This window comes from Streptomyces yerevanensis, assembly GCF_000716805.1.
Lineage (GTDB): Bacteria > Actinomycetota > Actinomycetes > Streptomycetales > Streptomycetaceae > Streptomyces > Streptomyces flaveus.
Genome location: NZ_JNWJ01000020.1, coordinates 34,687 through 56,275 on the forward strand (window position 1 = coordinate 34,687; position 21,589 = coordinate 56,275).

18 protein-coding genes are annotated in these 21,589 nt (G+C 70.5%); 13 read left to right on the forward strand and 5 right to left on the reverse strand.

Annotated elements, in window-relative coordinates; translation table 11 throughout:
• Nucleotides 1–175: 175 nt before the first annotated feature.
• Both OP79_RS21475 and OP79_RS56430 read left to right on the forward strand, forming a co-directional pair.
• Nucleotides 176–1,561 carry an NsdA family TPR-like regulatory protein gene (locus tag OP79_RS21475; protein WP_033321926.1) on the forward strand — a complete coding sequence of 462 codons (1,386 nt, stop codon included), beginning with the start codon at nt 176–178 and terminating at the stop codon, nt 1,559–1,561.
• Nucleotides 1,562–2,953: 1,392 nt separating this feature from the next.
• Nucleotides 2,954–4,012, forward strand: coding sequence for a hypothetical protein (locus OP79_RS56430; RefSeq protein ID WP_157857337.1), 1,059 nt, complete (start codon nt 2,954–2,956; stop codon nt 4,010–4,012).
• A gap of 377 nt (nt 4,013–4,389) precedes the next feature.
• Here the strand turns inward: OP79_RS56430 and OP79_RS21485 are convergent, their stop codons facing one another.
• The gene (locus OP79_RS21485) at nt 4,390–5,673 is read right to left on the reverse strand and encodes an ABC transporter substrate-binding protein (RefSeq protein WP_078491932.1); all 1,284 of its coding nucleotides are present in this window, start codon (nt 5,671–5,673) and stop codon (nt 4,390–4,392) included.
• A 118-nt stretch (nt 5,674–5,791) separates the two neighbouring features.
• On the opposite strand from OP79_RS21485, the gene OP79_RS21490 reads away from it, so the two are divergent.
• Both OP79_RS21490 and purU read left to right on the forward strand, forming a co-directional pair.
• Nucleotides 5,792–6,292, forward strand: coding sequence for an SCO4402 family protein (locus tag OP79_RS21490; protein WP_033321927.1), 501 nt, complete (start codon nt 5,792–5,794; stop codon nt 6,290–6,292).
• A gap of 87 nt (nt 6,293–6,379) precedes the next feature.
• Complete coding sequence (gene purU, locus OP79_RS21495; RefSeq protein ID WP_033322030.1) at nt 6,380–7,264, forward strand: formyltetrahydrofolate deformylase; 885 nt, start codon at nt 6,380–6,382, stop codon at nt 7,262–7,264.
• Between the two features lie 65 nt (nt 7,265–7,329).
• On the opposite strand, the gene OP79_RS21500 is transcribed toward purU, so the two are convergent.
• A complete protein-coding gene (locus OP79_RS21500; RefSeq protein WP_033321928.1) occupies nt 7,330–8,760 on the reverse strand; it encodes a zf-HC2 domain-containing protein in 1,431 nt (476 codons plus the stop codon).
• A complete protein-coding gene (locus OP79_RS21505) occupies nt 8,757–9,338 on the reverse strand; it encodes a sigma-70 family RNA polymerase sigma factor (protein WP_033321929.1) in 582 nt (193 codons plus the stop codon). Before OP79_RS21505 ends, OP79_RS21500 begins: the two co-directional genes overlap by 4 nt.
• Nucleotides 9,339–9,732: 394 nt before the next feature.
• Between OP79_RS21505 and OP79_RS21510 the strand changes: the two genes are divergently transcribed.
• Both OP79_RS21510 and OP79_RS21515 read left to right on the forward strand, forming a co-directional pair.
• Nucleotides 9,733–10,143 (forward strand): STAS domain-containing protein, encoded by a 411-nt coding sequence (locus OP79_RS21510; protein WP_051744797.1) that lies wholly within the window; start codon nt 9,733–9,735, stop codon nt 10,141–10,143.
• 241 nt (nt 10,144–10,384) lie between these two features.
• Nucleotides 10,385–10,897 (forward strand): EF-hand domain-containing protein, encoded by a 513-nt coding sequence (locus tag OP79_RS21515; RefSeq protein WP_033321931.1) that lies wholly within the window; start codon nt 10,385–10,387, stop codon nt 10,895–10,897.
• Here the strand turns inward: OP79_RS21515 and OP79_RS21520 are convergent.
• Nucleotides 10,881–12,473, reverse strand: coding sequence for a class I adenylate-forming enzyme family protein (locus OP79_RS21520; protein ID WP_078491920.1), 1,593 nt, complete (start codon nt 12,471–12,473; stop codon nt 10,881–10,883). The two genes, OP79_RS21515 and OP79_RS21520, sit on opposite strands and share 17 nt — an antisense overlap.
• A 160-nt stretch (nt 12,474–12,633) precedes the next feature.
• On the opposite strand from OP79_RS21520, the gene OP79_RS21525 reads away from it, so the two are divergent.
• The 4 genes from OP79_RS21525 (at nt 12,634) to OP79_RS21540 (ending at nt 16,941) form a co-directional block, all read left to right on the forward strand.
• Entirely contained in the window at nt 12,634–13,827 is a 1,194-nt protein-coding gene (locus OP79_RS21525; RefSeq protein WP_033321932.1) for an amidohydrolase family protein, read from the forward strand.
• A 24-nt stretch (nt 13,828–13,851) separates the two neighbouring features.
• Nucleotides 13,852–15,006: an acyl-CoA dehydrogenase gene (locus tag OP79_RS21530; RefSeq protein ID WP_033321933.1), complete on the forward strand. Its 1,155-nt coding sequence runs from the start codon at nt 13,852–13,854 to the stop codon at nt 15,004–15,006.
• 9 nt (nt 15,007–15,015) lie between these two features.
• The gene (locus OP79_RS21535) at nt 15,016–15,891 is read left to right on the forward strand and encodes an acyl-CoA dehydrogenase family protein (RefSeq protein WP_033321934.1); all 876 of its coding nucleotides are present in this window, start codon (nt 15,016–15,018) and stop codon (nt 15,889–15,891) included.
• 486 nt (nt 15,892–16,377) lie between these two features.
• Entirely contained in the window at nt 16,378–16,941 is a 564-nt protein-coding gene (locus tag OP79_RS21540) for an ATP-binding protein (RefSeq protein ID WP_033321935.1), read from the forward strand.
• A gap of 449 nt (nt 16,942–17,390) precedes the next feature.
• Here the strand turns inward: OP79_RS21540 and OP79_RS21545 are convergent, their stop codons facing one another.
• Entirely contained in the window at nt 17,391–18,317 is a 927-nt protein-coding gene (locus OP79_RS21545) for a cyclase family protein (protein ID WP_033321936.1), read from the reverse strand.
• A gap of 97 nt (nt 18,318–18,414) precedes the next feature.
• Between OP79_RS21545 and OP79_RS21550 the strand changes: the two genes are divergently transcribed.
• Genes OP79_RS21550 through OP79_RS21560 form a run of 3 tightly spaced genes read left to right on the forward strand, consistent with a single transcriptional unit; the run spans nt 18,415 to nt 21,570 of the window.
• Nucleotides 18,415–19,329, forward strand: coding sequence for an SDR family NAD(P)-dependent oxidoreductase (locus tag OP79_RS21550; RefSeq protein WP_033321937.1), 915 nt, complete (start codon nt 18,415–18,417; stop codon nt 19,327–19,329).
• Nucleotides 19,330–19,353: 24 nt separating this feature from the next.
• Nucleotides 19,354–20,511, forward strand: coding sequence for an acyl-CoA dehydrogenase family protein (locus OP79_RS21555; RefSeq protein WP_033321938.1), 1,158 nt, complete (start codon nt 19,354–19,356; stop codon nt 20,509–20,511).
• Nucleotides 20,512–20,520: 9 nt separating this feature from the next.
• Nucleotides 20,521–21,570 (forward strand): Zn-dependent alcohol dehydrogenase, encoded by a 1,050-nt coding sequence (locus tag OP79_RS21560; protein ID WP_033321939.1) that lies wholly within the window; start codon nt 20,521–20,523, stop codon nt 21,568–21,570.
• The last annotated feature ends 19 nt before the right edge of the window (nt 21,571–21,589 follow it).

Genomic DNA, 21,589 nt, shown 5'->3' on the forward strand with positions numbered 1-21,589 from the left:
AACGGTCCGTACCCCGGCAATCCTCGCATGTCTCGCATCTTCGGTTTGTCCGCGGGGCATTGATCTTCGAGGCCGGATCTTTTCGTTCCTTTCACGGAAGCCGGAGGAGGTTCCGGCCGCTGAGGACACGTCAACTCGGTGCGTGGGCAGGCACCGCAGCCACAGGGGGTACGCCATGGCCGCAAGGCCTCTCGTCGCCAGGCAGCCGAACGAACGGCTGCAAGCGCTCATCCAGGAAGCGGGCTGCTCGAACGCCGGGCTGGCCCGCCGGGTCAACATGTGCGGCGCGGAACACGGTCTCGATCTGCGCTACGACAAAACGTCCGTGGCGCGCTGGTTGCGCGGTCAGCAGCCACGCGGGCGGGCGCCGGCCATCATCGCCGAGGCGCTGGGCCGCAAGCTGGGCCGGACGGTCACGATCGACGAGATCGGGATGGCGAACGGCAAGAACCTCGCCTCCGGGGTGGGCCTGCAGTTCTCGCCGACCGTCGTCGGCGCCATAGAGCAGGTCTGCGAGCTGTGGCGCAGTGACGTGGGGCGGCGGGACTTCCTGTCCGGCTCGTCCGTCGCCGCTTCCGCGCTCGTCGAGCCGAGCCGCGACTGGCTGATCTCCGCGCCGGACTCCCAGGTGGCGCGCTCGGCGGGGCCGCGGGTCGGGACGGCCGACGTGGCGGCGGTGAAGGCGATGACGCAGGCGCTGGTGGATCTGGACCACCAGTACGGCAGCGGGCACGTACGCCCGGTGGTCGTGCACTACCTGAACAGCGTGGTCTCCGGGCTGCTGGCGGGCTCGTACCGGGAAGCCGTCGGGCGTGAACTGTTCGCGGCGGTCGCGCGGTTGACGGAGCTGGCGGGCTATATGGCCGTCGACACCGGGCAGCCGGGGCTCGCGCAGCGCTACTACATCCAGGCGCTGCGGCTGGCGCAGGCGGCGGGGGATCGCGGGTACGGCGGGTACGTACTGGCCGCGTCCATGAGCCACCTGGCCGCGCAGCTCGGGAACCCGCGGGAGATCGCGCAGTTGGCGCGGGCGGCACAGGAGGGGGCGCGCGGGCGGGTGACCCCGCGCGCGGAGGCGATGTTCCACGCCGCGGAGGCGCGCGGGCACGCACTCATGGGTGACGCGCGGGCGGCCCAGGTGGCGTCGGGGCGGGCGGTCAACGCGATGGAGGCGGCCGACGACGCCTCCGGGGACGATCCGCGATGGATCGCGCACTTCGATGAGGCGTATCTGGCCGATGAGTTGGCGCATTGTCATCGGGACCTCGGGCAGGCCCAGGCGGCCGCGCGGTGCGCGGAGGAGTCCCTCGCCGGGCACCCGGAGTCGCGCGCCCGGCGCCGCGCGATCGGGTTCGTCCTGCTGGCCACCGCGCAGGTGCAGCAGCGTGAGGTGGAACAGGCCTGCCATACGGGGACGAAGGCGGTCGAACTCCTCGGCACGCTCCGTTCCAACCGTGGCGCCGAGTACCTGGAGGACTTCCAGCAGCGGCTGGAGCCGTACCAGGACGAGCCGGTGGTACGGGAGTTCGGGGCGCGGCTGGATCTGCAGGCGGCGGCGTGAGAGGGCTCGAGGGGTCATTAACAGCGTCCTGCGCGGCGATTCTGTTACACGTGCGCGGTGGGGCGAGAGTCACGTCCTGAGCTGCGTGGCATCGGATTGTGGGGACCCGGTAGCGTGAACCGATGATTCCATAAGTCCCCCATTCGTAGGAGTCCCGGTGACGCAGAACGGACAGGGCGAGGAGCCCTCGCCGCGCCCCGCGCGCGAAGGCATCGTGCTGCCGTCCGACGCAGCGCCCCTCTGCTGCCGGGCACCCCACCGGACCACACGACGCCGGCGGGCGGCCAGTCCTGGGACCAGCCCTGGGGCCCCGGCCGGCCACCGCAGGCTCCGCCGGGCCAGGACCAGGGTTGGCAGGACCCGGCACAGGACGGGAGCGCCTCTGCTCCGTCCTGGGGCACCCCGTCCGACCCCGCGTCCGGCTGGAGCGGCGACCAGGGCTCGGAGTACGGAGCGCAGGGCTCCGCCACGGCGCCGCAGTACGGCCAGTACGGCACACAGAGCGCCGACGCCCCGCCCCAGTGGGGCGGGGCGTCGGCACCGAGCGGAGAGGGCCACCAGCCCCCTCCGGCCAACGCACCGGCTCCACAACCGCACCAGTCACCTGAAACGGGAGGGCTCCCCCCGGAGGGCCCGACCACGCCGCCACAGGGGGCGGAGGGATACGGTGCGCCGCAGGGGACGAACGGATTCGGACCGCCACAGGGGACGGCCGGATTCGGCACGCCGCAGGCGCCAGGTGGCTCCGCAGGGCCGCAGGCGCAGGGCGGATACGGCGCTCCGCAGGCGCCCACCGGTGCCTCCGGCTCGCAGACGCCGGATGCGTGGACTCCCCATGGCCAGTCGGCGCCACTGCCCCCGGCCGAGCACACGGCTCCGCAGACACCAGGCGGCTACGCCGCTTCACCGGACTTCGCGGGCCAACCGACCCCGCAGGGGTCCGGCAGACACGGTGCCCCGCAGGCGTCTGCCGAGCCGGACGCCTCGCAGGCGCCGGGCAATCCTGGTGGGCCGCAGGCGCAGGGAGGCGCCGCTGGTTCGCCGACGTTCGCCGGTCACTCGGCGCCGCAGGGGTCCGGCAGGCATGGTGCCCCGCAGGGGCCCACCGGTCCTGCTGCCCCACAGGCCCAAGGCGGTTACGCCGCCCCACAGAGGGTCGGCGACCCCGCAGCCTCCCGGACACCAGCCGCGTACGACGGCCCCTCCCAGCCCTCAGCCGGTCACGCGGCGCCCCTTCCAGCGCAGTCGCAGCCCTCCGGGCCGGGCAGGCACTCCGCGCCCCTGCCTCCCGCAGCCGGTGGAGACGAAGGCGCCACCCAGTACCTGCCGCCCGTCCCGACCGGAGCGTCCGGGGCGCCCGGCGACGAGGGCGCCACCCAGTACATCCCTCCCGTGAGTCCGGGTGCTCTGCCGCCGGAGGCCCCGGCGCCCTCCGACGCCGAGGCGACGCGGTTCCTCGGCCGGGTCCGGCAGGGCGGGCCGGGGCCGATGCCCGCCGCGGGAGCCACGGCCGCAGGGGCGGGCGCCGGGCCCTTGCCCCCCGCCGCCGACCCCAATGCCGAGGCCACGCAGTACATCGCGCCGATTCCCGCGCAGCCGCAGCCCACAGGCGCGGCGTACGGGATACGCCCTGGCGCGCCGGACGACCGGCAGCCGCCGGCCGAGTTCGACAACCTCTTCCGGGAGACGTCGGACGGCCCGGACGCCACGCAGCAGCTGCCGCAGTTCGACCTGCAGTCGGCGCCCGGCGGACGCGCCGCCAGGCGCGAGCGCGGGGCGGCGGCAGACAGCGGCCACGGCAACGGCGGCGGCAAGAGCAGCCGCGGTCGCATACCCCTCATCGCCGCCGTAGGCGTCGGCATCGCCGTGCTCGGCATCGGCGCGGGCGCCCTGCTCAGCGGCAGCGGAGGCGACGACAGCGGCGACGAGAACAAGACCGTGGCAGACACCGCCCCCACCGCCGAGGAGTCCCCGTCCGCCTCCGCCTCCGCCGACCCGGCCAAGGCCCAGGCCGTGGCCCTCGACAAGCTTCTGGCGGACAGCAACGACAGCCGTGACGCGGTGATCAGGGCCGTATCCAACGTACGGGCGTGCACCAACCTCGGCCAGGCCGCCACCGACCTGCGTAACGCCGCCGAGCAGCGCAACGGACTGGTCACCCGCCTCGCGAGCCTCCCCGTCGACAAGCTGCCGAACCATGCCCAGCTGACCGCCGCGCTCAACAGCGCCTGGAAGGCCTCCGCCTCGGCGGACACCCACTACGCGACCTGGGCCGACCAGGTCGCAGCCAAGAAGGGCTGCCCCAAGGGCCAGGCCCGCACCACCCCCCAGACCCGGGCGGGCAACCGCGAAAGCGGCACCGCAACCACCCAGAAGGCGAAGGCCGCTCCGCTGTGGAACGCCATAGCCCAGACCTACGGCCTGACAGAACGCCAGCCGACCCAACTCTGACGGGGGCGCCTACCGGGTGGGTGGGTTCGGTTCATGGGCGACTGCGGGCCGTCTGTGGCTGGTCGCGCAGTTCCCCGCGCCCCTAAAAGCAAAAGCCTGCGGCTTCCCGGCCCCTGGACAAGCCCGCACCCCCAACGACCCGCGACTTCCCTCCGGCGGGAGGGGGCGTGGGCCGGTGCGTCGTATGCCCGTCGCGTAGCTTCGGTCTCGGAGAACCCGCACCCTGTACCGGGCCAGGGTCGTATGCCCGCCCTGCGACGGGCTGACGCACCGGCCCACGACCCCGCACCCCTACCCACCCCAGGGGCGCGGGGAACTGCGCGACCAGCCACAACGAACCCGCACCAAAAAACGAACCCCCTGCTCAACCAGCGGAGCTAACCGGCGTTCTCCAGGATCCGAGACACGTTCGTAAACCCCTTCCGAGCCGCGACCAGTTGCCCATCGCGCACCACCTGGAAGGTCACATTCGAGTTGATCACCCGCGGGAACCCGCTCGCCGCGATCAGATCCTGGAAGGCCCAGCTCAGCGTGGGCGTCAGCCCGCCCGTATCGATCTTCAGTCCGTCATCGAGCGCCCGCCGCACCGTGCGTGCGGACACCTCACCGTCGCCCAGCGACTCGATGGTCTTCTCCAGGACGGTGTACGCGATCCACGTGGTCTGCACGCCCGCGTCCGAGGCATCGATCCGGTTGTCGCCGAAGGCCTCCTTCTGGATCACATCGCGCATCGCGTCCCAGCGCGCGTCGCTCGACGCGGGGTACCAGCCGGTGACGTACGCCCCCTCGTACGTACGGCCCGTTTCGTTGATCACCGACTGGTCGACGCTGCCGAGCACGGTCGCGGTCCGCACCGCCGGGTAGTCCTCGGCGATGCGCCGGAAGGAGTCCATGAAGGTGTTCGTGCGGTCGCCGAGCGCGGGCACCACGCATCCCTTCTTCGTGGGGTCGGACGTGGCCCGCTCGATGGCGTCCTCGGCATGCCGCGAGTACTCCGTGGCGTCCTCGATGGCCCGCAGGTCGCCGGCCTCCGCGTGCTTTCCGGCGGTGAGGCCGGCGTCGAGCAGCACCGGCAGGTCGTCGCCGGCGATCGTGTCCGGGCGTACGAGAGTGACGGGGCCGCAGTTCTTGGCGAGCTCCCGGCCGAGGCCGGCCAGCAGCGCGGGCTGGCCGCCGTTGACGGGGTAGGAGTTCGGGCTGGTGAACTCGTCGTAGGTGAGGCCGTATCCGCCGATGTACGGGATGCCGGCCGCCTCCAGCGGGGAGAGGAGGGAACGGCCGTACTGGCTGTACGAGCCCACGACCGCGACGACGTTCTCGTCGACAGCGCGCCGGGCGCACGCGGCGGCGCCCACCGAGTCGTTGCGCTCGTTGCAGGTGATCACGTTCAGCTCACGGCCGTTGATGCCGCCGCCCTTGTTGACCCAGCGTGCGTAGGTCTTCGCCATGGCGGGCATACCGGGCTTGTTCGTCGTCCTGGTCTTCTCCGGGGCCATGGTCATGACGGTCACGGGGCCGTCTCCGGAGCCCCCCGTGACCCCGGAGACCACCCCGCAACCAGCGGCGAGGGACGCACACGCCACCAGGGCGCCCGTGGACAGCATGGTGGCCCTGATGCGTCGGGGGCGGGGATGGTGGGGGGTGCTATGCCTGCCGGTCATGAGCATGCACGATTCCGCCACATTCCAAATGCCCGTGTGATCCTTGCTCAACAATCGGTGACGCCAAGGTGAATAGCAGGGGTCCACGCGGACGGATTCGGGTGGGAACGTACGATCGGTGACTGTGCAAGGTTCGGAGAACTCTTCCCGTCATGGCCGCCGCTCATCCACCATGGGCGGCATGCCACTCAACGACATGCCGTGGTGGCGCTGGCGCAGCAATGTGCGCTCCGCGCTGCACATGCTCTCCGACCCCGGCTTCCAGCAGAACGTCTGGCTCGCGGGCGTGGACGGATACGGCGACGTCACCGACGCCGTGTACCGCCTCGTCGAGGACACCTGGCTGGACAACTGGTCCGCCGAGAAATACGTCGGCACGATCTTCCGGGACTCGCAGGAGGCGGCGCTCGTCGACAGCGCCGTACTGCGCGTGCTGCGGATCATGCACCAGGTGGGGCCGGACGCGCCCGTCTCCGCCTACCTCGAGCACCAGGCGTGGCCGGAGGCCGTGCGGGCCGCCCGGGACGCGCATGTGCGGATGGCGACGAGCGACGGGGAGGACCCGGACGCACAACCGCGCACGCTCGAGGTGCTCCGGATCATGACGCGGTCAGCCTGACCGTACGTCCGGCCGTACGAGCGGTCGTACGTCCGTGGAGTGGAACGTGCGCTCTTCGCGTCGTACCGGTATGGGACCCTGGCCTGCATGACCGAGCAGTCCGTCCGCGGGGCCGAGCCCGCCGCCGACCAGTACGTCCTGACCCTCTCCTGCCCGGACAGGAAGGGGATCGTGCACGCCGTGTCGAGCTACCTCTTCATGACCGGGTGCAACATCGAGGACAGCCAGCAGTTCGGTGACCACGACACGGGGCTGTTCTTCATGCGGGTCCACTTCTCCGCGGAACCGCCGGTCACCCTGGACAAGCTGCGTGCCAGCTTTGCCGCCATCGGTGACTCCTTCCAGATGGACTGGCAGATCAACCGCGCCGAGGACAAGATGCGCATCGTCCTCATGGTCAGCAAGTTCGGCCACTGCCTGAACGACCTGCTCTTCCGCGCCCGGACCGGTGCGCTGCCCGTGGAGATCGCCGCAGTGGTGTCCAACCACACAGACTTCGCCGAACTCGTCGCCTCGTACGACATCCCCTTCCACCACCTCCCGGTCACCAGGGACAACAAGCCGCAGGCCGAGGCGCAGCTCCTGGAGCTCGTGCGCGAGGAGAGGGTGGAGCTGGTCGTCCTCGCCCGCTATATGCAGGTCCTCTCCGACGACCTGTGCAAGCAGCTGAGCGGCCGGATCATCAACATCCACCACTCCTTCCTGCCGAGCTTCAAGGGCGCGAAGCCGTACCACCAGGCGCACACGCGCGGGGTGAAGCTCATCGGCGCCACCGCGCACTATGTGACGGCCGACCTCGACGAGGGGCCGATCATCGAGCAGGAGGTCGAGCGCGTGGGCCACGAGCTCACACCGGACCAACTCGTCGCCGTGGGGCGCGATGTGGAGTGCCAGGCGCTGGCGCGGGCGGTCAAGTGGCATGCGGAGCGCCGGATTCTGCTGAACGGGCGGCGGACGGTCGTCTTCGCCTGAGGCCTGTCGTCTTTGCCTGAAGCCTGGCGCGTGGGCGTACGCGCCCCTGCATCACGTCCCCTGCATCACATCCGGCTCATCGAAGCCGCCGCGAACAGTACGTCCCTGATCGCCTCCCGGTCCCCCTTCTGCCCGGCTGCCGCCTCCTCAGGCGAGACATGGCCGGCCGCCAGGCGGCAGAACTCGACCCCGTCGAGCGCCACATGGGCCACTTCGTGGTCGGCGGAGGGCAGCGCGCCGGGGGAGTCGAGCGGGATGAGCCACTCGCCGCCGCCGGAACCCTCGATCTCCAGGCGCAGGCTGCGGCCCGGCGCACCGGCCGGAACGAGATGCCGCGCGCGGCCGGGCCCGGCGAGCCCCGCCTGCCGGCGGGCGGCCAGCGCCCCCGGCAGCATGCGTGCTCCGAGGTCGATCACCCGGTGCAACTGCCGCGGGGCGGGCGGCTCGTACGGATAGTCCACGGCCTCCGCGATGTCCCACGCGTGCACCCAGCACTCGAAGGCCCGGTCCAGCATCGCGTCCCGCAGCGGCAGCTCGAAGTCGCCGTACGGCACGGACAGTTGCCCGGAACCTCCGGCCGCGAACGACACCGTACGCACGAGGTCGTGACTCTGCTCGCGCCACGGTCCGCGTACGGAGCGGGTGTGCGGGAAGTGTGCCGCGTGCCAGAAGGCCTCGGTGCGGCCCGCCGGGGTCTGGGCGCGCGCGGCGATGTCGCCGAGCGGGTCGTCCAGGCCGAGAGCGACCGCTACGAGACCGTCGACGGCCAGCAGGTGGGCGATGACCTTCGCGACGGTCGTACGCCGGTTCGTGGGCTTGTCGCCCTCGAACCAGTGCAGCCGTACGGGCGCGTGCCACTCGGCGTCGCCGAAGTCCTGGAGCAGCGCGTCGAGCCGGGCGGTCTCCGCGTCGTACGGGGCCGCCCATTCGGGCACCGGTATACGGGGCGGGCGCCGGGCGAGGCAGCCCTCGAGCACCCGCGTGCGCAGCGTCGGGTCCAGATCGAGGCTCTCCGGCTTGTGCAGCAGCCCGACGGCCTCGCGCAGCCGCAGCGCCTCGTCCGCGCAGGCACCGCAGATCCCGAGGTGCTCCTCCACGGCCGCCGTCTCCTCCGGCGAGCAGGCGGCCAGCGCCCAGGCGCCGAGCAGCGACTTCAGCACCCGGTGTTCGAGCAGGAGCGGCGCCGGCGGCGGATCGGGCAGCGGCAGTCCGGTGTCCTCCACGGAGGAACGCGGCATGGGGATGCGCGGCGGCCCGTCGGGCGCCTGACCGTTCCTGGGTCCCTTGGCGTTGCCCGGCCCTTGCGGTCCGTTCCCGAAGTCCCCGCCGTCCCCTCCGTCCTGGCTGTCCCCGCCGTCCCGGCCGGGTGGGCCGTTGCCCTGGGCACCCACAGGGCCGCGGTACTCCTCCTCCGATTCCGCTTGCTCCCCGAGCGCGTCGTGGGCGTCGTCCTTCTCGTCTCCGTCGTGCTCCCCGAAGTGGTCCGCGTCGTTCACCGTCCACCCCCGTGTTCGGGCGGGGTCCCGGACGGTCCGCTGTCGTGGGCGGTGGCCAGCAACTGGAGACCGAGACGCAGCCGGCGGCGGGCCTCGTCCTCGGTGACGTCCAGGTCGGCGGCGGCCTGGCGGTAGTCGCGGCGCTGGACGTACGCCAGGTCCAGGGCCGCGCGCAGCGGGGCGGGCATGGCCGTGACGATGTAGTCGGCGCGGGCGGCCACCGAGGCGCGGCGCACCTTGCGCTCCAGCTCCTCCGTGCTGCCACCGCCGCCCCGGGCGAGCGCGGCGGTCTCGGTCTGGCGCAGGCGCTGCACGGCGAGGCGGTGGGTCAGCGTGGCGATCCAGGAGCGGAGGGGGCCCTGCCTGGGGTCGTACGCCTCCGGGTCCTCCCAGACGTGGGCGAAGACCTCGCGGGTGATGCTGTCGGCAGCCTGTTCGTCATTGAGCACGCGATGGGCAAGTGCGTGCACAAGTGAAGAGAAGCGGTCGTAAAGCTCACCGAGCGCGGCAGCCTCCCCCCGTGCGAGCCGCTGCTGCATCTTGCGGTCCCAGCGGGGTGGCGCGTCCCTGTCGGCCATGCGGCCCCCTCACCCCCGGTTGTGCCCGGCACATGTCCCTTGTTCACCGGATTCTTGTCCCCGGCATACTCTCGAATGTAGTCGGCAGCCCTGACGGCGCACGCCCCTTTGCCGCAATGCGCGCCCCTGAAAGGGCCGCGGATGGTAGTGACCTCCTCACGCTGTGCATGCGTCTACCCTTTCTCGTTCTGATCAGACAGGATCGAAGTAGACCGAGTACGACCGAAACGGGGCCCCTGAGACGCAATTCGTTTCGGGATCCGGGAGTTTCGCGGAGCGAGGGCGGGGCAGCCGCGCACCCAGGGAAATGCAGGAACCGCTTCCGCTTCCCTTCCCAGGTCTTCGCGGACTTTGCGGACATTATCGGGACCTTTTGGGGCCCGGTCCGGGCTCAATGGGAGATCAGCATCGTCGAGGGAGAGGCAGGCGCGTGACGCTCAGGGTGACCGACGGCGAGCAGGGTGGCTGGGCCGTGCTCCAGGTATCGGGCGAGATGGATCTGGTGACGTCACCGGTACTGCGACAACGGGTGCACGACGCCGTGGCCGACGGCCGGCACAGCCTCGTACTCGACCTCTCCGATGTGCTGTTCTGCGACTCCAGCGGCGTCGGCGTACTCATAGCCACCCGTCGGCTGATCAGCTCCTGCCAGGGCCGCCTCCGCCTCATCCTCCCCGCCCAGGGAGCCGTGGACGGCTCGCACGTCAACCGCGTCCTCGGCGCCCTCGGCGTCCGCCGCCTCTTCGATGTCTACCCGGACGTCGGCGCGGCCGTGGACGACGAGTCGAGCCCGCTGTCGGCGTGAACCCCTTCTGACCGATCTCCTTCCGACCGGTCCCCTTCGGACCCGTCCCTCCGGGCGGTTCCTGTCGGAGTGATCTCTGTCACGCGCCGACGTTGATCACCCTTGAGACATCGCGACGCCGTTGTCGCGGAATTACCCCGGTCTTGGCACAAGCGTCGTTTTTCGCTCCTCGGGAGCCCCCGGCGTCGTACGCTCCCTGCCAGACGCACCCCATCTGATGTGTAAGGCGGCCTGAAAAGACATGGTCAGCACCGAGTACGAGCGACGGATCGCCGCCCGGTTCGCCACCTTCGACCAGGACGGCAACGGCTATATAGACCGCGCGGACTTCAACGCGGCGGCCAAGGCGCTGCTCGCCGAGTTCGATACGACGGCCCGGTCCGAGAGAGGACAGGCCCTCTACATCGGCGCGGAGGCCTTCTGGCAGGGCATGGCCGGGATCGCGGACCGGGACGGCGACCAGCGGATCACCCGCGAGGAGTTCGTGAACGGCGCCGTCAAGCGGCTGCGCGACAACCCGGACCGGTTCGCCGAGATCGCCCGCCCGTTCCTGGACGCGGTACTCGCCGTGGCCGACAGCGACCAGGACGGCGCGGTGACGGTCGACGAGACCGCGCGCGTCCTCAAGGTCCTCGGCGTACCCGAGGACATCGCCGCCACCGCGGCCGGCGCACTCGACACGGACACCGACGGCCGCGTCACCGAGCCGGAGATCGTGACCGCCTTCGCCCGCTACTTCACGGTGCCTGAGTAGTTTTCGTCGCCTCCGTGGAGGCCGTACGCCCTGATGCAGTCCCTGGAGAAGACGCGTCCCCTGCAGAGCCCGAAAAACGCTCCCTCAGCTTGTACTTGAGGACCTTCCGCAGCGTCTCGTTGCGCGGAAGGGCGTCCACCACCTCCAGCTGCTCCGGCAGCTTGTGCACGGACAGCCCTTCCGCGCGGAGATACGAAGTAACCGTCTCCAGTGTCAACGCCGAAGCCTCCGATGGCTGTTCGACCGCCTCGATCACGGCACAGACCCGCTCCCCGCGCTCGGCGTCCGGCAGCCCGATCACCGCGGCGTCGCCGACGTCCGGATGCCGGTGCAGCAGATCCTCGATCTCCTTGGCCGAGATGTTCTCGCCCTTGCGGATGATGACGTCCTTCAGGCGCCCGGTGAGGACCAGATGGCCGCTCTCCGTGAGATGCCCGAGGTCCCCGGTGATCAGAAAACCGTCCTCGTCGAAGGCCTCGGCGGTCTGCGCCGCGTCCAGATAGCCCTTGCAGACGGCCTCCCCGCGCAGCCGCACCTCGCCGTCCACGATCCGTATCTCCATGCCTTCGGGAGGCCGGCCCTCGGTCGTCGCGAGGTCCTCGGGGGTGTCGTCCGGCGACCCCATCGTGATCATCGGCACCTCGGTCATGCCGTACCCGTGCGTGAGCTGGACCCCCATCTCGCGTACGACGGCGTGGTGCACCTCGGGCGGCTTCGGCGCCCCGCCGCCCGCGAGCAGCCGCAGCGTCGGGATGACCGGAGTGCCGGGCTGCTTGCGCTGCTCGGCGAGGAACATCGAGTAGAACGCCGTCGACCCGCCCGCCACCGTCACCCCGTGCTTGCGGTACCCCTCCAGAGACTCCGGCAGCGCGAACTTCTCGAAGAGCACCGCAGGAAACCCGTACAGCAGCAGCATCACCAGATAGTCCGGGCCGCCGATGTGCGCGAAGGGGAACGCGATCGAGCCGACATCGTCCGCCGACAGACGCAGCGCGTGCGCGAGACACGACCCGCCCGCGATCAGCGAACGGTCCGTGTGCAGCACGCCCTTGGGGTCGGAGGTCGTGCCCGAGGTCCAGTAGATCCAGCGCACGTCGGTGCCCGCGGAGGGCGGCGGGGGCAATACGTCCGGATCGCCGTCGGGCAAGGAGTCGTACGCCTCGAAGACGCCCCGCGCCCCGATGCGGTGCGCCATCGCCGTGTGGTCGAAGCCGCGCCACTGGCCCGGCACGGCGAAGTACGCGGCTTCGGACTCCCGTAGCGCGAAGGCGACTTCACGGTCCCGGTAGAAGGGGATGATCGGAGTCTGCACGGCCCCGAGCCGCGCCAGGGCCATGGCCAGCAGCACCGTCTCGATCCGCGTGGGCAGCTGCCAGGCGACGACCGAGCCGGGCCGCACACCCATGCCGTACAGGCCCGCAGCGGCCCTCTCCGCCCCCGAACGCAGCTCCTCGAAAGTGAGCGTGCGGTCGTCCTGGAGCAGGACGGGACGGCCGGGCGTGAGCGCGGCACGGCGTTCGACGAGTTCCCAGAAGGTGCGCGAGGCACCGAGGGCATGCGCGGTATCAGCAGTCACGACGGCTCCCCCAAGAGGCCTAAAACTGACGACCAGTCAGATCGTAGCCAGGAGCGTAGGCCGCGCCGCCTTGTCGGTCCAGGGGTGCGAAGCTAGCCTTCTTTCTGACGGTCCATCAGATACGGGCTGTCGCATCCGCCCGCCGGAGGGGACTGGACCCATGACCGAACTGCCTCGGATCATCAGCGTCGACGACCACGTGATCGAGCCCGCGCACCTCTTCGAGACCTGGCTGCCGAAGAAGTACCAGGACCGCGGGCCCAAGCCGCTGACCGCGGGCATCGGGGAACTCGCGTACGTGGGCGGCAAGTACCAGATCACGATGGACCCGGACGGACCGCCGACCGACTGGTGGATCTACGAGGACCTCAAGTTCCCGTACAAGCGCAACATCGCCGCCGTCGGCTTCGACCGCGACGAGATGACGCTGGAGGGCATAACGCGCGCGGAGATGCGGCCGGGCTGCTGGGACCCGGTCGAGCGACTCAAGGACATGGAGGCCAACCACGTCGAGGCCAGCCTGTGCTTCCCGACCTTCCCGCGTTTCTGCGGGCAGACCTTCGCCGAGGCGCACGACAAGGAAGTGGCTCTGGCCTGTGTACGCGCGTACAACGACTTCATGGTCGAGGAGTGGTGCGGCGACAGCGGCGGCCGGCTCATCCCGCTGTGCATCATCCCCCTGTGGGACATCGACCTCGCGGTCGCCGAGATCAAGCGGAACGCGGCGCGCGGCGTCAAGGCGGTGACCTTCTCCGAGATCCCCACCCACCTGGGGCTGCCGTCCATCCACTCCGGCTACTGGGACCCGTTCTTCGCGATCTGCCAGGAGACCGGAACGGTCGTCAACATGCACATCGGCTCCAGCTCCCAGATGCCCGCCGCCTCACCGGACGCGCCCCCCGCCGTGCAGGCCTCGCTCAGCTTCAACAACGCGATGGCCTCGATGATGGACTTCCTGTTCAGCGGCGTCCTGGTGAAGTTCCCGCGGCTCAAACTCGCCTACTCCGAAGGACAGATGGGCTGGATTCCGTACGCCCTGGAGCGCGCCGACGACGTCTGGGAGGAGCACCGCGCCTGGGGCGGGGTGCGCGACCTGATCCCCGAGCCCCCGTCGACGTACTACTACCGGCAGATCTTCTGCTGCTTCTTCCGCGACAAGCACGGCGTCGCCTCGCTGGACGTGGTCGGCCGTGACAACGCGACCTTCGAGACCGACTACCCGCACGTCGACTCGACCTTCCCGCACACCAAGGAGGTCGCCCTCGACCATGTGAAGGGTCTCGACGACGAGACGGTCTACAAGCTGATGCGCGGCAACGCGATCCGCATGCTGGACCTGGACTTCGACAAGTAGCCGGACAGGACGAGCGGACGCGTCATGGACCTCGCGTACACGCCCGAAGAGGAGGAGTTCCGCGCGCGGCTGCGTGAGTGGCTGGGCAAGGTGCTCCCCACGCTGCCCCCGAAGCCGTCCCCCGACGACTGGCCGGCCCGGCGCGCGTACGACCTCGGCTGGCAGCGCATGCTGTACGACGCCGGGTACGCGGGCCTGCACTGGCCCGTCGACGCGGGCGGGCGCGGGGCGACTCCGACGCAGCATCTGATCTTCCTGGAGGAGACGGAAAAGGCGGGTGCCCCCTACGTAGGGGCCAATTTCGTCGGCCTGTTGCACGCCGGGCCGACGATCGCCGCCGAGGGCACCGACGAACAGCGGGCGCGCTGGCTGCCGCCCGTGCTGCGCGGCGAGGAGGTGTGGTGCCAGGGGTTCAGCGAGCCGGACGCAGGGTCGGACCTCGCGGCGTTGCGCACGCGCGCGTGGCGGGACGGCGACGACTACGTGGTGAGTGGGTCCAAGATCTGGACTTCCCATGCGGAAGTCGCCGACTGGTGCGAGCTGCTGGTGCGTACGGATCCCCAGGCGCCGAAACACCGGGGCATCTCCTGGCTCGCGATGCCGATGGACGCCCCGGGGGTCACGGTCCGCCCCTTGCGTACGCTCGCGGGCTCCACCGAGTTCGCGGAGGTCTTCCTCGACGAGGTGCGGGTGCCCGTGGCCAACCGGGTCGGTCCTGAGAACGACGGCTGGCGCGTGACCATGGTGACCCTCTCCTTCGAACGCGGCACGGCCTTCGTCGGCGAGGTGGTGGCCAGTCGGCGCGTCCTGGGCGAACTGGCCCGTGAGGCGCGCAAGAACGGCCGCTGGGACGACCCGGCGCTGCGCCGGCGGCTGGGCAGGCTGAACGCCGAGTTCCGCGCCCTGTGGCGGCTCACGCAGTGGAACGTCAGCGAGTCCGAACGGACCGGCGGGGTCCCGGGCGTCGGGGGTTCGGTTTTCAAACTGAGGTACTCGCACGCGCGGCAGGAACTGTACGACGCCGCCGCCGAGGTCATCGGCCCGGAATCGCTGGACCTGTCCCGCGAGTGGACCCTGGACCGACTGTCGTCCCTCTCGTACACCATCGCGGCCGGCACCTCACAGATCCAGCGGAACATCGTGGCCGAGCGGATCCTGGACCTCCCGAAGGGGCGGTGACCTCCCGACATGGACTTCCAACTCACCGATGACCAGCGGGCGTTGCGGACAGGCGTACGCGAACTGCTCGCCGGCCGCTTCGGACGCGAACAGCTCCGGGCCGCGGTGGACACCCCGGGCCTCGACCGCGCACTGTGGCGCGAGCTGGGCGAGGCGGGCTTCTTCGCGCTGCGGCTCCCCGAGGCGGACGGCGGTGTCGGACTCGGGCTCCCGGAGGCGGTCCTGGCCTTCGAGGAGGCTGGCCGCGCCCTGCTGCCCGGCCCGCTGGTGGCCACGCACCTGGCAGCCGGCGAGGTCCCCGGAGCGGCCACCGGCGAGCGGGTCGTCGCGGCCGTGGACGGCACCCTCGTGGAGTGGCTGGACGAGGCGGACGTCGTACGCGGGGACGTGACGGGAGCCGTCGCGATGCGCTCGGCAGACCCGCTGACACCCCTTCACCGGGTGCCGCGGGCCGCTCCGGCCGACCCCGTGGCCATCCTGCTCACGGCCGCCGAGCAGCTCGGCTCGGCGGCCCGTACCTGCGAGCTGGCCGTGCAACACGCCCGGACGCGTGAGCAGTTCGGGCAGCCGATCGGGGCCTTCCAGGCGGTCAAGCACCTGTGCGCGGAGATGCTGGTACGCGTGGAGGTGGCACGCGGCGCGGTGTACGCGGCCGCCGTCACGGCCGATCCGCTCGACATCGCCGCGGCCGGACTGCTCGCCGACGAGGCGGCCGGACAGGGTGCTCGCGACTGCCTTCAGGTGCACGGCGGCATGGGCTTCACATGGGAGTCCGACGTGCACCTTCATCTGAAACGTGCCTGGGTGCGGGCCCGGCGGGGCCACAGTGCGGCGGACGCCGAGGAGGCACTCGCGGAGGATCTGCTGTCCCCGGCGGCGCGATAGGCGAGCCACTTGAACGGCCTCCGCGTGACCCCTTTGTCGCCGATCGTGGCACCCCGAAACGGACTGATGCCGCGGAATGTGGCATACCGGAATTACCGTGCGTCGATATCGGGTTGTGTCCGAGGTGTGATCCGTCACGGCCTGGAGTCGGCGGCGTGCTCCGGTACCTTGTGTGGGATGCGAGTGGTTCTGAGGCCGAGCCATCCCGGTGTTGCCCCTGAGGCGGCTCCGGGCCCGGCGGTGCGCCGCCCTCGCAGGGCGGGATCAAGCCCCGGTCCAGCCCGTTCGGCTCCCCACGGCGAGCGTCGCACAGTATGCCGCACGCATACTCCTTCGCGCTGGAATATGCCCGAAGCGCTTGTTGGGGTGACTGTACGTCAACCATGCTGTCACGCAAGGGAATCACGGTCCGTGACCCCTGTTTTGCCCATGATCGTGGCCCTTGGCCGCGAGGCGATGTGTCCGCCGGTTCGGATGGTGTGAACGGTGCAGGTGCTTCAAGCGCAGCTGGAGATCGGGCCCGACCCCGCAGAGGTGGGGCGCGCCCGCAGATGGGTCCGTTCGCGGATCGCCGGATCCGGTATAGGAGCCGATGAGCCGCTGGCCGAGACGCTGATCCTGCTCGTCTCCGAACTGGTCACCAACGCCGTGGTGCACACCGGCTGTCCGGCCGTACTGCGTCTGTCACTGCCGGATGCGGCGGGTGACGAGGTGACGGAGAGGGGTGCTTCGGGAGAGGCCTGCAGAGAGGTCCCCGCCACGGTCCGCCTGGAGGTGGCCGACACCAGCGACCGCCCGCCGCGCCCCCGGTGCGCGGACGGCGACGAGACCAACGGCCGCGGCCTGGCGCTCGTCGACGGCCTCGCCGACCGCTGGGGCTGGAGCCCCGAGGGTGCCGGCAAGCGCATCTGGTGCGAGGTGGACCGCTGTTCGGACCGGAGCGCGGACGCGGAGACGTGCGACGCGGCTCCGGCGGCGTGCGAGGGAGGCGCGGCAGCGTACAGGGGTGGCGCGACGACGTACGAGGACTTGGCGTACGAGGCGGTCTGATCGGACGGTGCGGTACCGCGCCCCTTAGGAGGCCGCAGGCCTCCTAAGGGGCGCGGGGAACTGCGCGACCAGCCACGACGAACCCGCAGCTTCGAAACGCGCTACCCGGCGGAGCGCCAGTGCGCCGGGTAATGCTTCCGTGCGTGCGCTCACAAATCGGTCGTAAGTGATGAATCCCCGAACAGGTGTTGACGTGACGTGTCCGTTTGATCACGCTTGTGGGCAGCGATTCGCCGTGAGGGGACGACGAGGGTTTCGGTGACGGGAGCCCTCGTCGAGTGCGGGTCGTGATTCGGCGTCGGCTCCTACAGGGCCACGGGGTGTCCTCGCTCGGGCGGGGGTCGTCCGAGGGGCAGGGCGGGTACGTCGGAGCCGGATGGCGGCGCGCAGTGCCGTGCTCGGGGCAGCGGAGCGCGCCGCCAGCCGATCAGTGCGACATCAATGGGGGCTCAGAGGATGGCGACCGGTGCCACGGGGGTTCCCGTGCCGCCGACGAACGGTTCGGGCATCGCCGACAGCAGGAACGTATAGCGGGATTCTTGTCCACAGGCTGTGGACAACTCTTCGAGATTCCAGTTCTGGCCCTGAAGCATGCCCATCTCGACGAGATCGAGGGCATGGACCGGCAGCCACAATCCTTCTATTTCCGGCGGAAACATCTCAAAGGTGAGGGTGTCGTTCGCGACCGCCGCGACATCGCGCGCATGAAACCACTCCGGAGTACGGACGGACAGTCCGGGCGAGGGGTACGCGTACGCGTGCTTGTCGCCCGCCAGATAGAGCTGGATCTGTCCGGTGCGTACGAGGACGATGTCGCCGGAGCGGACACGAATGCCCGCGAACTCCTCGGCCGCCTCCAGGTCCTCCGGTGTCACCGCGTGATCGCCCGCCAGGCGATCCGTCCCGCGCGCGCGGGCCACGTCCAGCAAAACGCCGCGCGAGACGATGTGCCGGGGCTTGTCGATACCACTGAACTCCGCGCCGGCGTGGGCCGTGACGGTGTCGGCCGGACGGCCGTTGTAGATCTTCCCCGAGTGCGAGACATGGGTGAGCGCGTCCCAGTGGGTCGCCGCCTGGAGCCCCATCGTCACGGCGTCGTCGCTGCACGCCACCGTTCCCGGACCGAAGATCTCCTGGTTGATCTGCACCATGGCATGCAGGGGATTGACGCGCCCCGGAATCATCCCGGTCTGCACGCCGTCCTGCTGGAGAGGGAGAGCGAGCGGGACGCGACGGCCGGTGCGGACGGTCGCGGCGGCCTCGCGTACGACCTCGTCGGTGATCAGGTTCAGCGTGCCGATCTCGTCCTCGGCTCCCCAGCGGCCCCAGTTGTTCACGCGCTTGGCGATCTCATGGAACTCGGCCGGCAGTGACATGGGTCCTCCCCGGGGCTTGTCTCCAGGTATCTGACGGGTCGTAGAATCAACTGAATCTAACGGTCCGTCAGAAACTCTGGGACGGGAAGGGGCCGGTGTGGGGAACTTCTTGGCAGACAAGGTCGTCGCCGTGACCGGAGCGGGGCGGGGCATCGGACGCGCCGTCGCGCTCGCGGCAGCCGCCGAGGGAGCGCGGGTCGTCGTCAACGACTACGGAGTCTCCGTTGACGGTGGTTCACCGACCAGCGACGTCGCCGATGCCGTGGTGAAGGAGATCCTGGCGGCCGGAGGTGACGCGGTCGCCGTCGCCGACGACATCTCGACGATGGCGGGCGGACAGCGCGTCGTCGACACCGCGCTGTCGTCGTACGGGCGGCTCGACGGCGTCGTCTGCGTGGCCGGGATCCTGCGCGAACGGATGCTGTTCAACATGTCCGAGGAGGAGTGGGACCCGGTCCTCGCCACCCACCTGAAGGGCACGTTCACGGTCTTCCGGGCGGCCTCGGCGGTGATGCGGAAGCAAGGCTCGGGCACGCTGATCGGCTTCACCAGCGGCAACCACCAGGGGTCCGTCTCCCAGGCCAACTACAGCGCCGCGAAGGGCGGGATCATCTCGCTGGTACGGAGCGCCGCGCTCGGCCTGCACAAGTACGGGGTGACCGCCAACGCCGTGGCACCCGTCGCCCGTACGCGGATGTCGGCGAACGTACCCATGGAGCTCAAGGAGATCGGCGAACCCGAGGACGTGGCCGCGCTGGTCGTCTACCTGCTGTCGGCCCGTGCCCGCGACGAGGGGATCACCGGGCAGGTCTACACGATCGCCGGGCCCAAGATCGCGGTGTGGGCGCAGCCGAGGGAGCTGCGGGCAGCGTACGCGGAGGGCGCGGGCTGGACTCCGGAGCGGATCGCGGACTTTCTGCCGGGGACGGTGGGGGCGGATCCGATGCCGATGCTGGAGCAGTTGGAGGCGATGGCCAAGGCGGCTTCGGAGAAAGCGCGGCCGAACGAATAAGAGCGCACAAGGGGTTGGGGACCTATGGAGTTCGGATTCAGCGCCGAGGACGAGGTCTTCCGGAGTGACGTACGAGCCTGGCTTCGTACGCACCTTGTCGGCGACCCGCCCCGGCGTGAGTGGGAGCGGGAGCTCGGGCGGGGCGGATGGATCGGGCTCGGCTGGGGCGTCGGCGGATACGGGAACCGCACCGCGAGTCTCATCCAACAGGTCGTCTGGGCCGAGGAGTACGCCCGGTCCCGCGCGCCCGCCCGATCGGGGCACGTCGGGGAGAACCTGCTGGCCCCGACGCTCCTCGCGCATGGTTCTCAGGAGCAGAAGGACCGTTTCCTGCCGCCGGTCGCCCGGGGTGAGGAGCTGTGGTGCCAGGGGTACAGCGAGCCGGGGGCGGGGTCGGATCTCGCCGGGGTGCGCACCGCGGCCGTACGCGACGGGGTTTCCTACCGGGTGACCGGCCAGAAGATCTGGACCTCCCTCGCCCACGAGGCGGACTGGTGCTTCGTGCTGGCCCGTACCGAGCCGGGGTCGCGGCGGCACCACGGGCTGAGCTTTCTGCTGGTTCCGATGGATCAGCCGGGGCGGATCGAGGTGCGGCCGATCCGGCAGATGACGGGGACCAGTGAGTTCAACGAGGTCTTCTTCGACGGGGCGCACGCGCGCGTGGAGCACGTTGTCGGGGGAGAGGGGCAGGGGTGGCGGGTCGCGATGGGGCTGCTCGGTTTTGAACGGGGGGTCTCGACGCTGGCCCAGCAGGTGGGCTTCGCGCAGGAGTTGGGGCAGGTCCTGGAGACGGCCGTCTCTACGGGGGCGGCGGACGATCCCGTCGTACGCGATCGTCTGGTGCGGCAGTGGGCCGAGCTGCGGACGATGCGGTGGAACGCGTTGCGGACTCTGGGCAGTTGGGGACCAGGGGCTTCTGCGGACGCCGGGGCTCCCAGTGTCGCCAAGTTGCTGTGGGGTCGCTGGCATCAGCGGCTCGGGGAGCTGGCGATGCAGGTACGGGGCCCGGAGGCGACGGTCGGGCCGGCGGACTGGACGCCTTCAGAGCCGTACGAACTGGATGCCCTGCAACACCTGTTCCTGTTCAGCCGGGCCGACACCATCTACGGCGGCTCGGACGAGATCCAGCGCACCATCATCGCCGAGCGGGTGCTCGGCCTGCCGAGGGAACCGAAGGGCTGAGGTGGCCACATGCGGGGCGTGATCTTCGACGGAAAGCAGGCCCAGGTCGTCGACGACCTGGAGATACGGGACGTGGGGCCGGGCGAGGTGCAGGTGGCGATCTCGGCGGCGGGGCTGTGCCACAGCGATCTCTCGGTGGTGGACGGGACCATTCCGTTCCCCGTTCCCGTGGTGCTCGGGCATGAGGGCGCGGGGGTGGTCGAGGCGGTGGGCGCGGGTGTCACGCATGTCAGGACCGGAGACCATGTGTCGCTCTCCACGCTCGCGAACTGCGGTGCCTGCGCGGAGTGCGACCGGGGGCGGCCGACGATGTGCCGCAAGGCGATCGGGCGGCCGGGGCAGCCGTTCACGCGGGACGGCCGGCCGGTGTACCAGTTCGCGTCCAACTCGGCCTTCGCGGAACGCACCTTGGTGAAGGCCGTCCAAGCGGTCCGCATACCCGAGGACATCCCGCTGCCCTCCGCCGCGCTGATCGGCTGCGGGGTGCTCACGGGCGTGGGCGCGGTGCTGAACCGCGCGCGCGTGGACCACGGGGACAGCGTGGTCGTGATCGGTACGGGCGGGATCGGACTCAACGTCATCCAGGGGGCCCGTATCGCGGGCGCGTCCACGATCGTCGCCGTGGATGCGAACCCGGCGAAGGAGGCGGCGGCGAGGCAGTTCGGCGCGACGCACTTCCTGACGTCGACGGAGGGCACCCGGGACATCCTCCCGACGGGCGCGGACCACGCCTTCGAGTGCGTGGGTCGAGTCGAACTCATCCGTCAGGCCATCGACCTGCTCGACCGCCACGGCCAGGCGATCCTGCTGGGTGTCCCGCCGGCGACCGCGGAGGCGTCCTTCCGCGTCTCGTCGATGTACCTGGACAAGTCGATCCTGGGCTGCCGCTACGGCTCCTCGCGCCCGCAACGCGACATCGCCCTGTACGCCCAGCTGTACCGCGAAGGCCGCCTGCTGCTGGACGAGTTGGTGACGGCGACCTATCCGGTCGAGGACTTCGAGAAGGCGAAGGCGGACGCGGAGGCGGGGCGGGTGGCGCGGGGGGTGCTGACGTTCTGAGGGCCGGGCTGCGTGGTCG

What these genes read in the sequence shown, in the direction of transcription:
- OP79_RS21530 (WP_033321933.1), top strand. Translation starts at nt 13,852, where the DNA reads ATGGACCTCGCGTACACGCCCGAAGAGGAGGAGTTCCGCGCGCGGCTG.
- OP79_RS21525 (WP_033321932.1), top strand. Translation starts at nt 12,634, where the DNA reads ATGACCGAACTGCCTCGGATCATCAGCGTCGACGACCACGTGATCGAG.
- OP79_RS21510 (WP_051744797.1), top strand. Translation starts at nt 9,733, where the DNA reads ATGGGAGATCAGCATCGTCGAGGGAGAGGCAGGCGCGTGACGCTCAGG.
- OP79_RS21555 (WP_033321938.1), top strand. Translation starts at nt 19,354, where the DNA reads ATGGAGTTCGGATTCAGCGCCGAGGACGAGGTCTTCCGGAGTGACGTA.
- OP79_RS21535 (WP_033321934.1), top strand. Translation starts at nt 15,016, where the DNA reads ATGGACTTCCAACTCACCGATGACCAGCGGGCGTTGCGGACAGGCGTA.
- purU (WP_033322030.1), top strand. Translation starts at nt 6,380, where the DNA reads ATGACCGAGCAGTCCGTCCGCGGGGCCGAGCCCGCCGCCGACCAGTAC.
- OP79_RS21475 (WP_033321926.1), top strand. Translation starts at nt 176, where the DNA reads ATGGCCGCAAGGCCTCTCGTCGCCAGGCAGCCGAACGAACGGCTGCAA.
- OP79_RS21505 (WP_033321929.1), bottom strand. Translation starts at nt 9,338, where the DNA reads ATGGCCGACAGGGACGCGCCACCCCGCTGGGACCGCAAGATGCAGCAG.
- OP79_RS21485 (WP_078491932.1), bottom strand. Translation starts at nt 5,673, where the DNA reads ATGACCGGCAGGCATAGCACCCCCCACCATCCCCGCCCCCGACGCATC.
- OP79_RS21545 (WP_033321936.1), bottom strand. Translation starts at nt 18,317, where the DNA reads ATGTCACTGCCGGCCGAGTTCCATGAGATCGCCAAGCGCGTGAACAAC.
- OP79_RS21560 (WP_033321939.1), top strand. Translation starts at nt 20,521, where the DNA reads ATGCGGGGCGTGATCTTCGACGGAAAGCAGGCCCAGGTCGTCGACGAC.
- OP79_RS21515 (WP_033321931.1), top strand. Translation starts at nt 10,385, where the DNA reads ATGGTCAGCACCGAGTACGAGCGACGGATCGCCGCCCGGTTCGCCACC.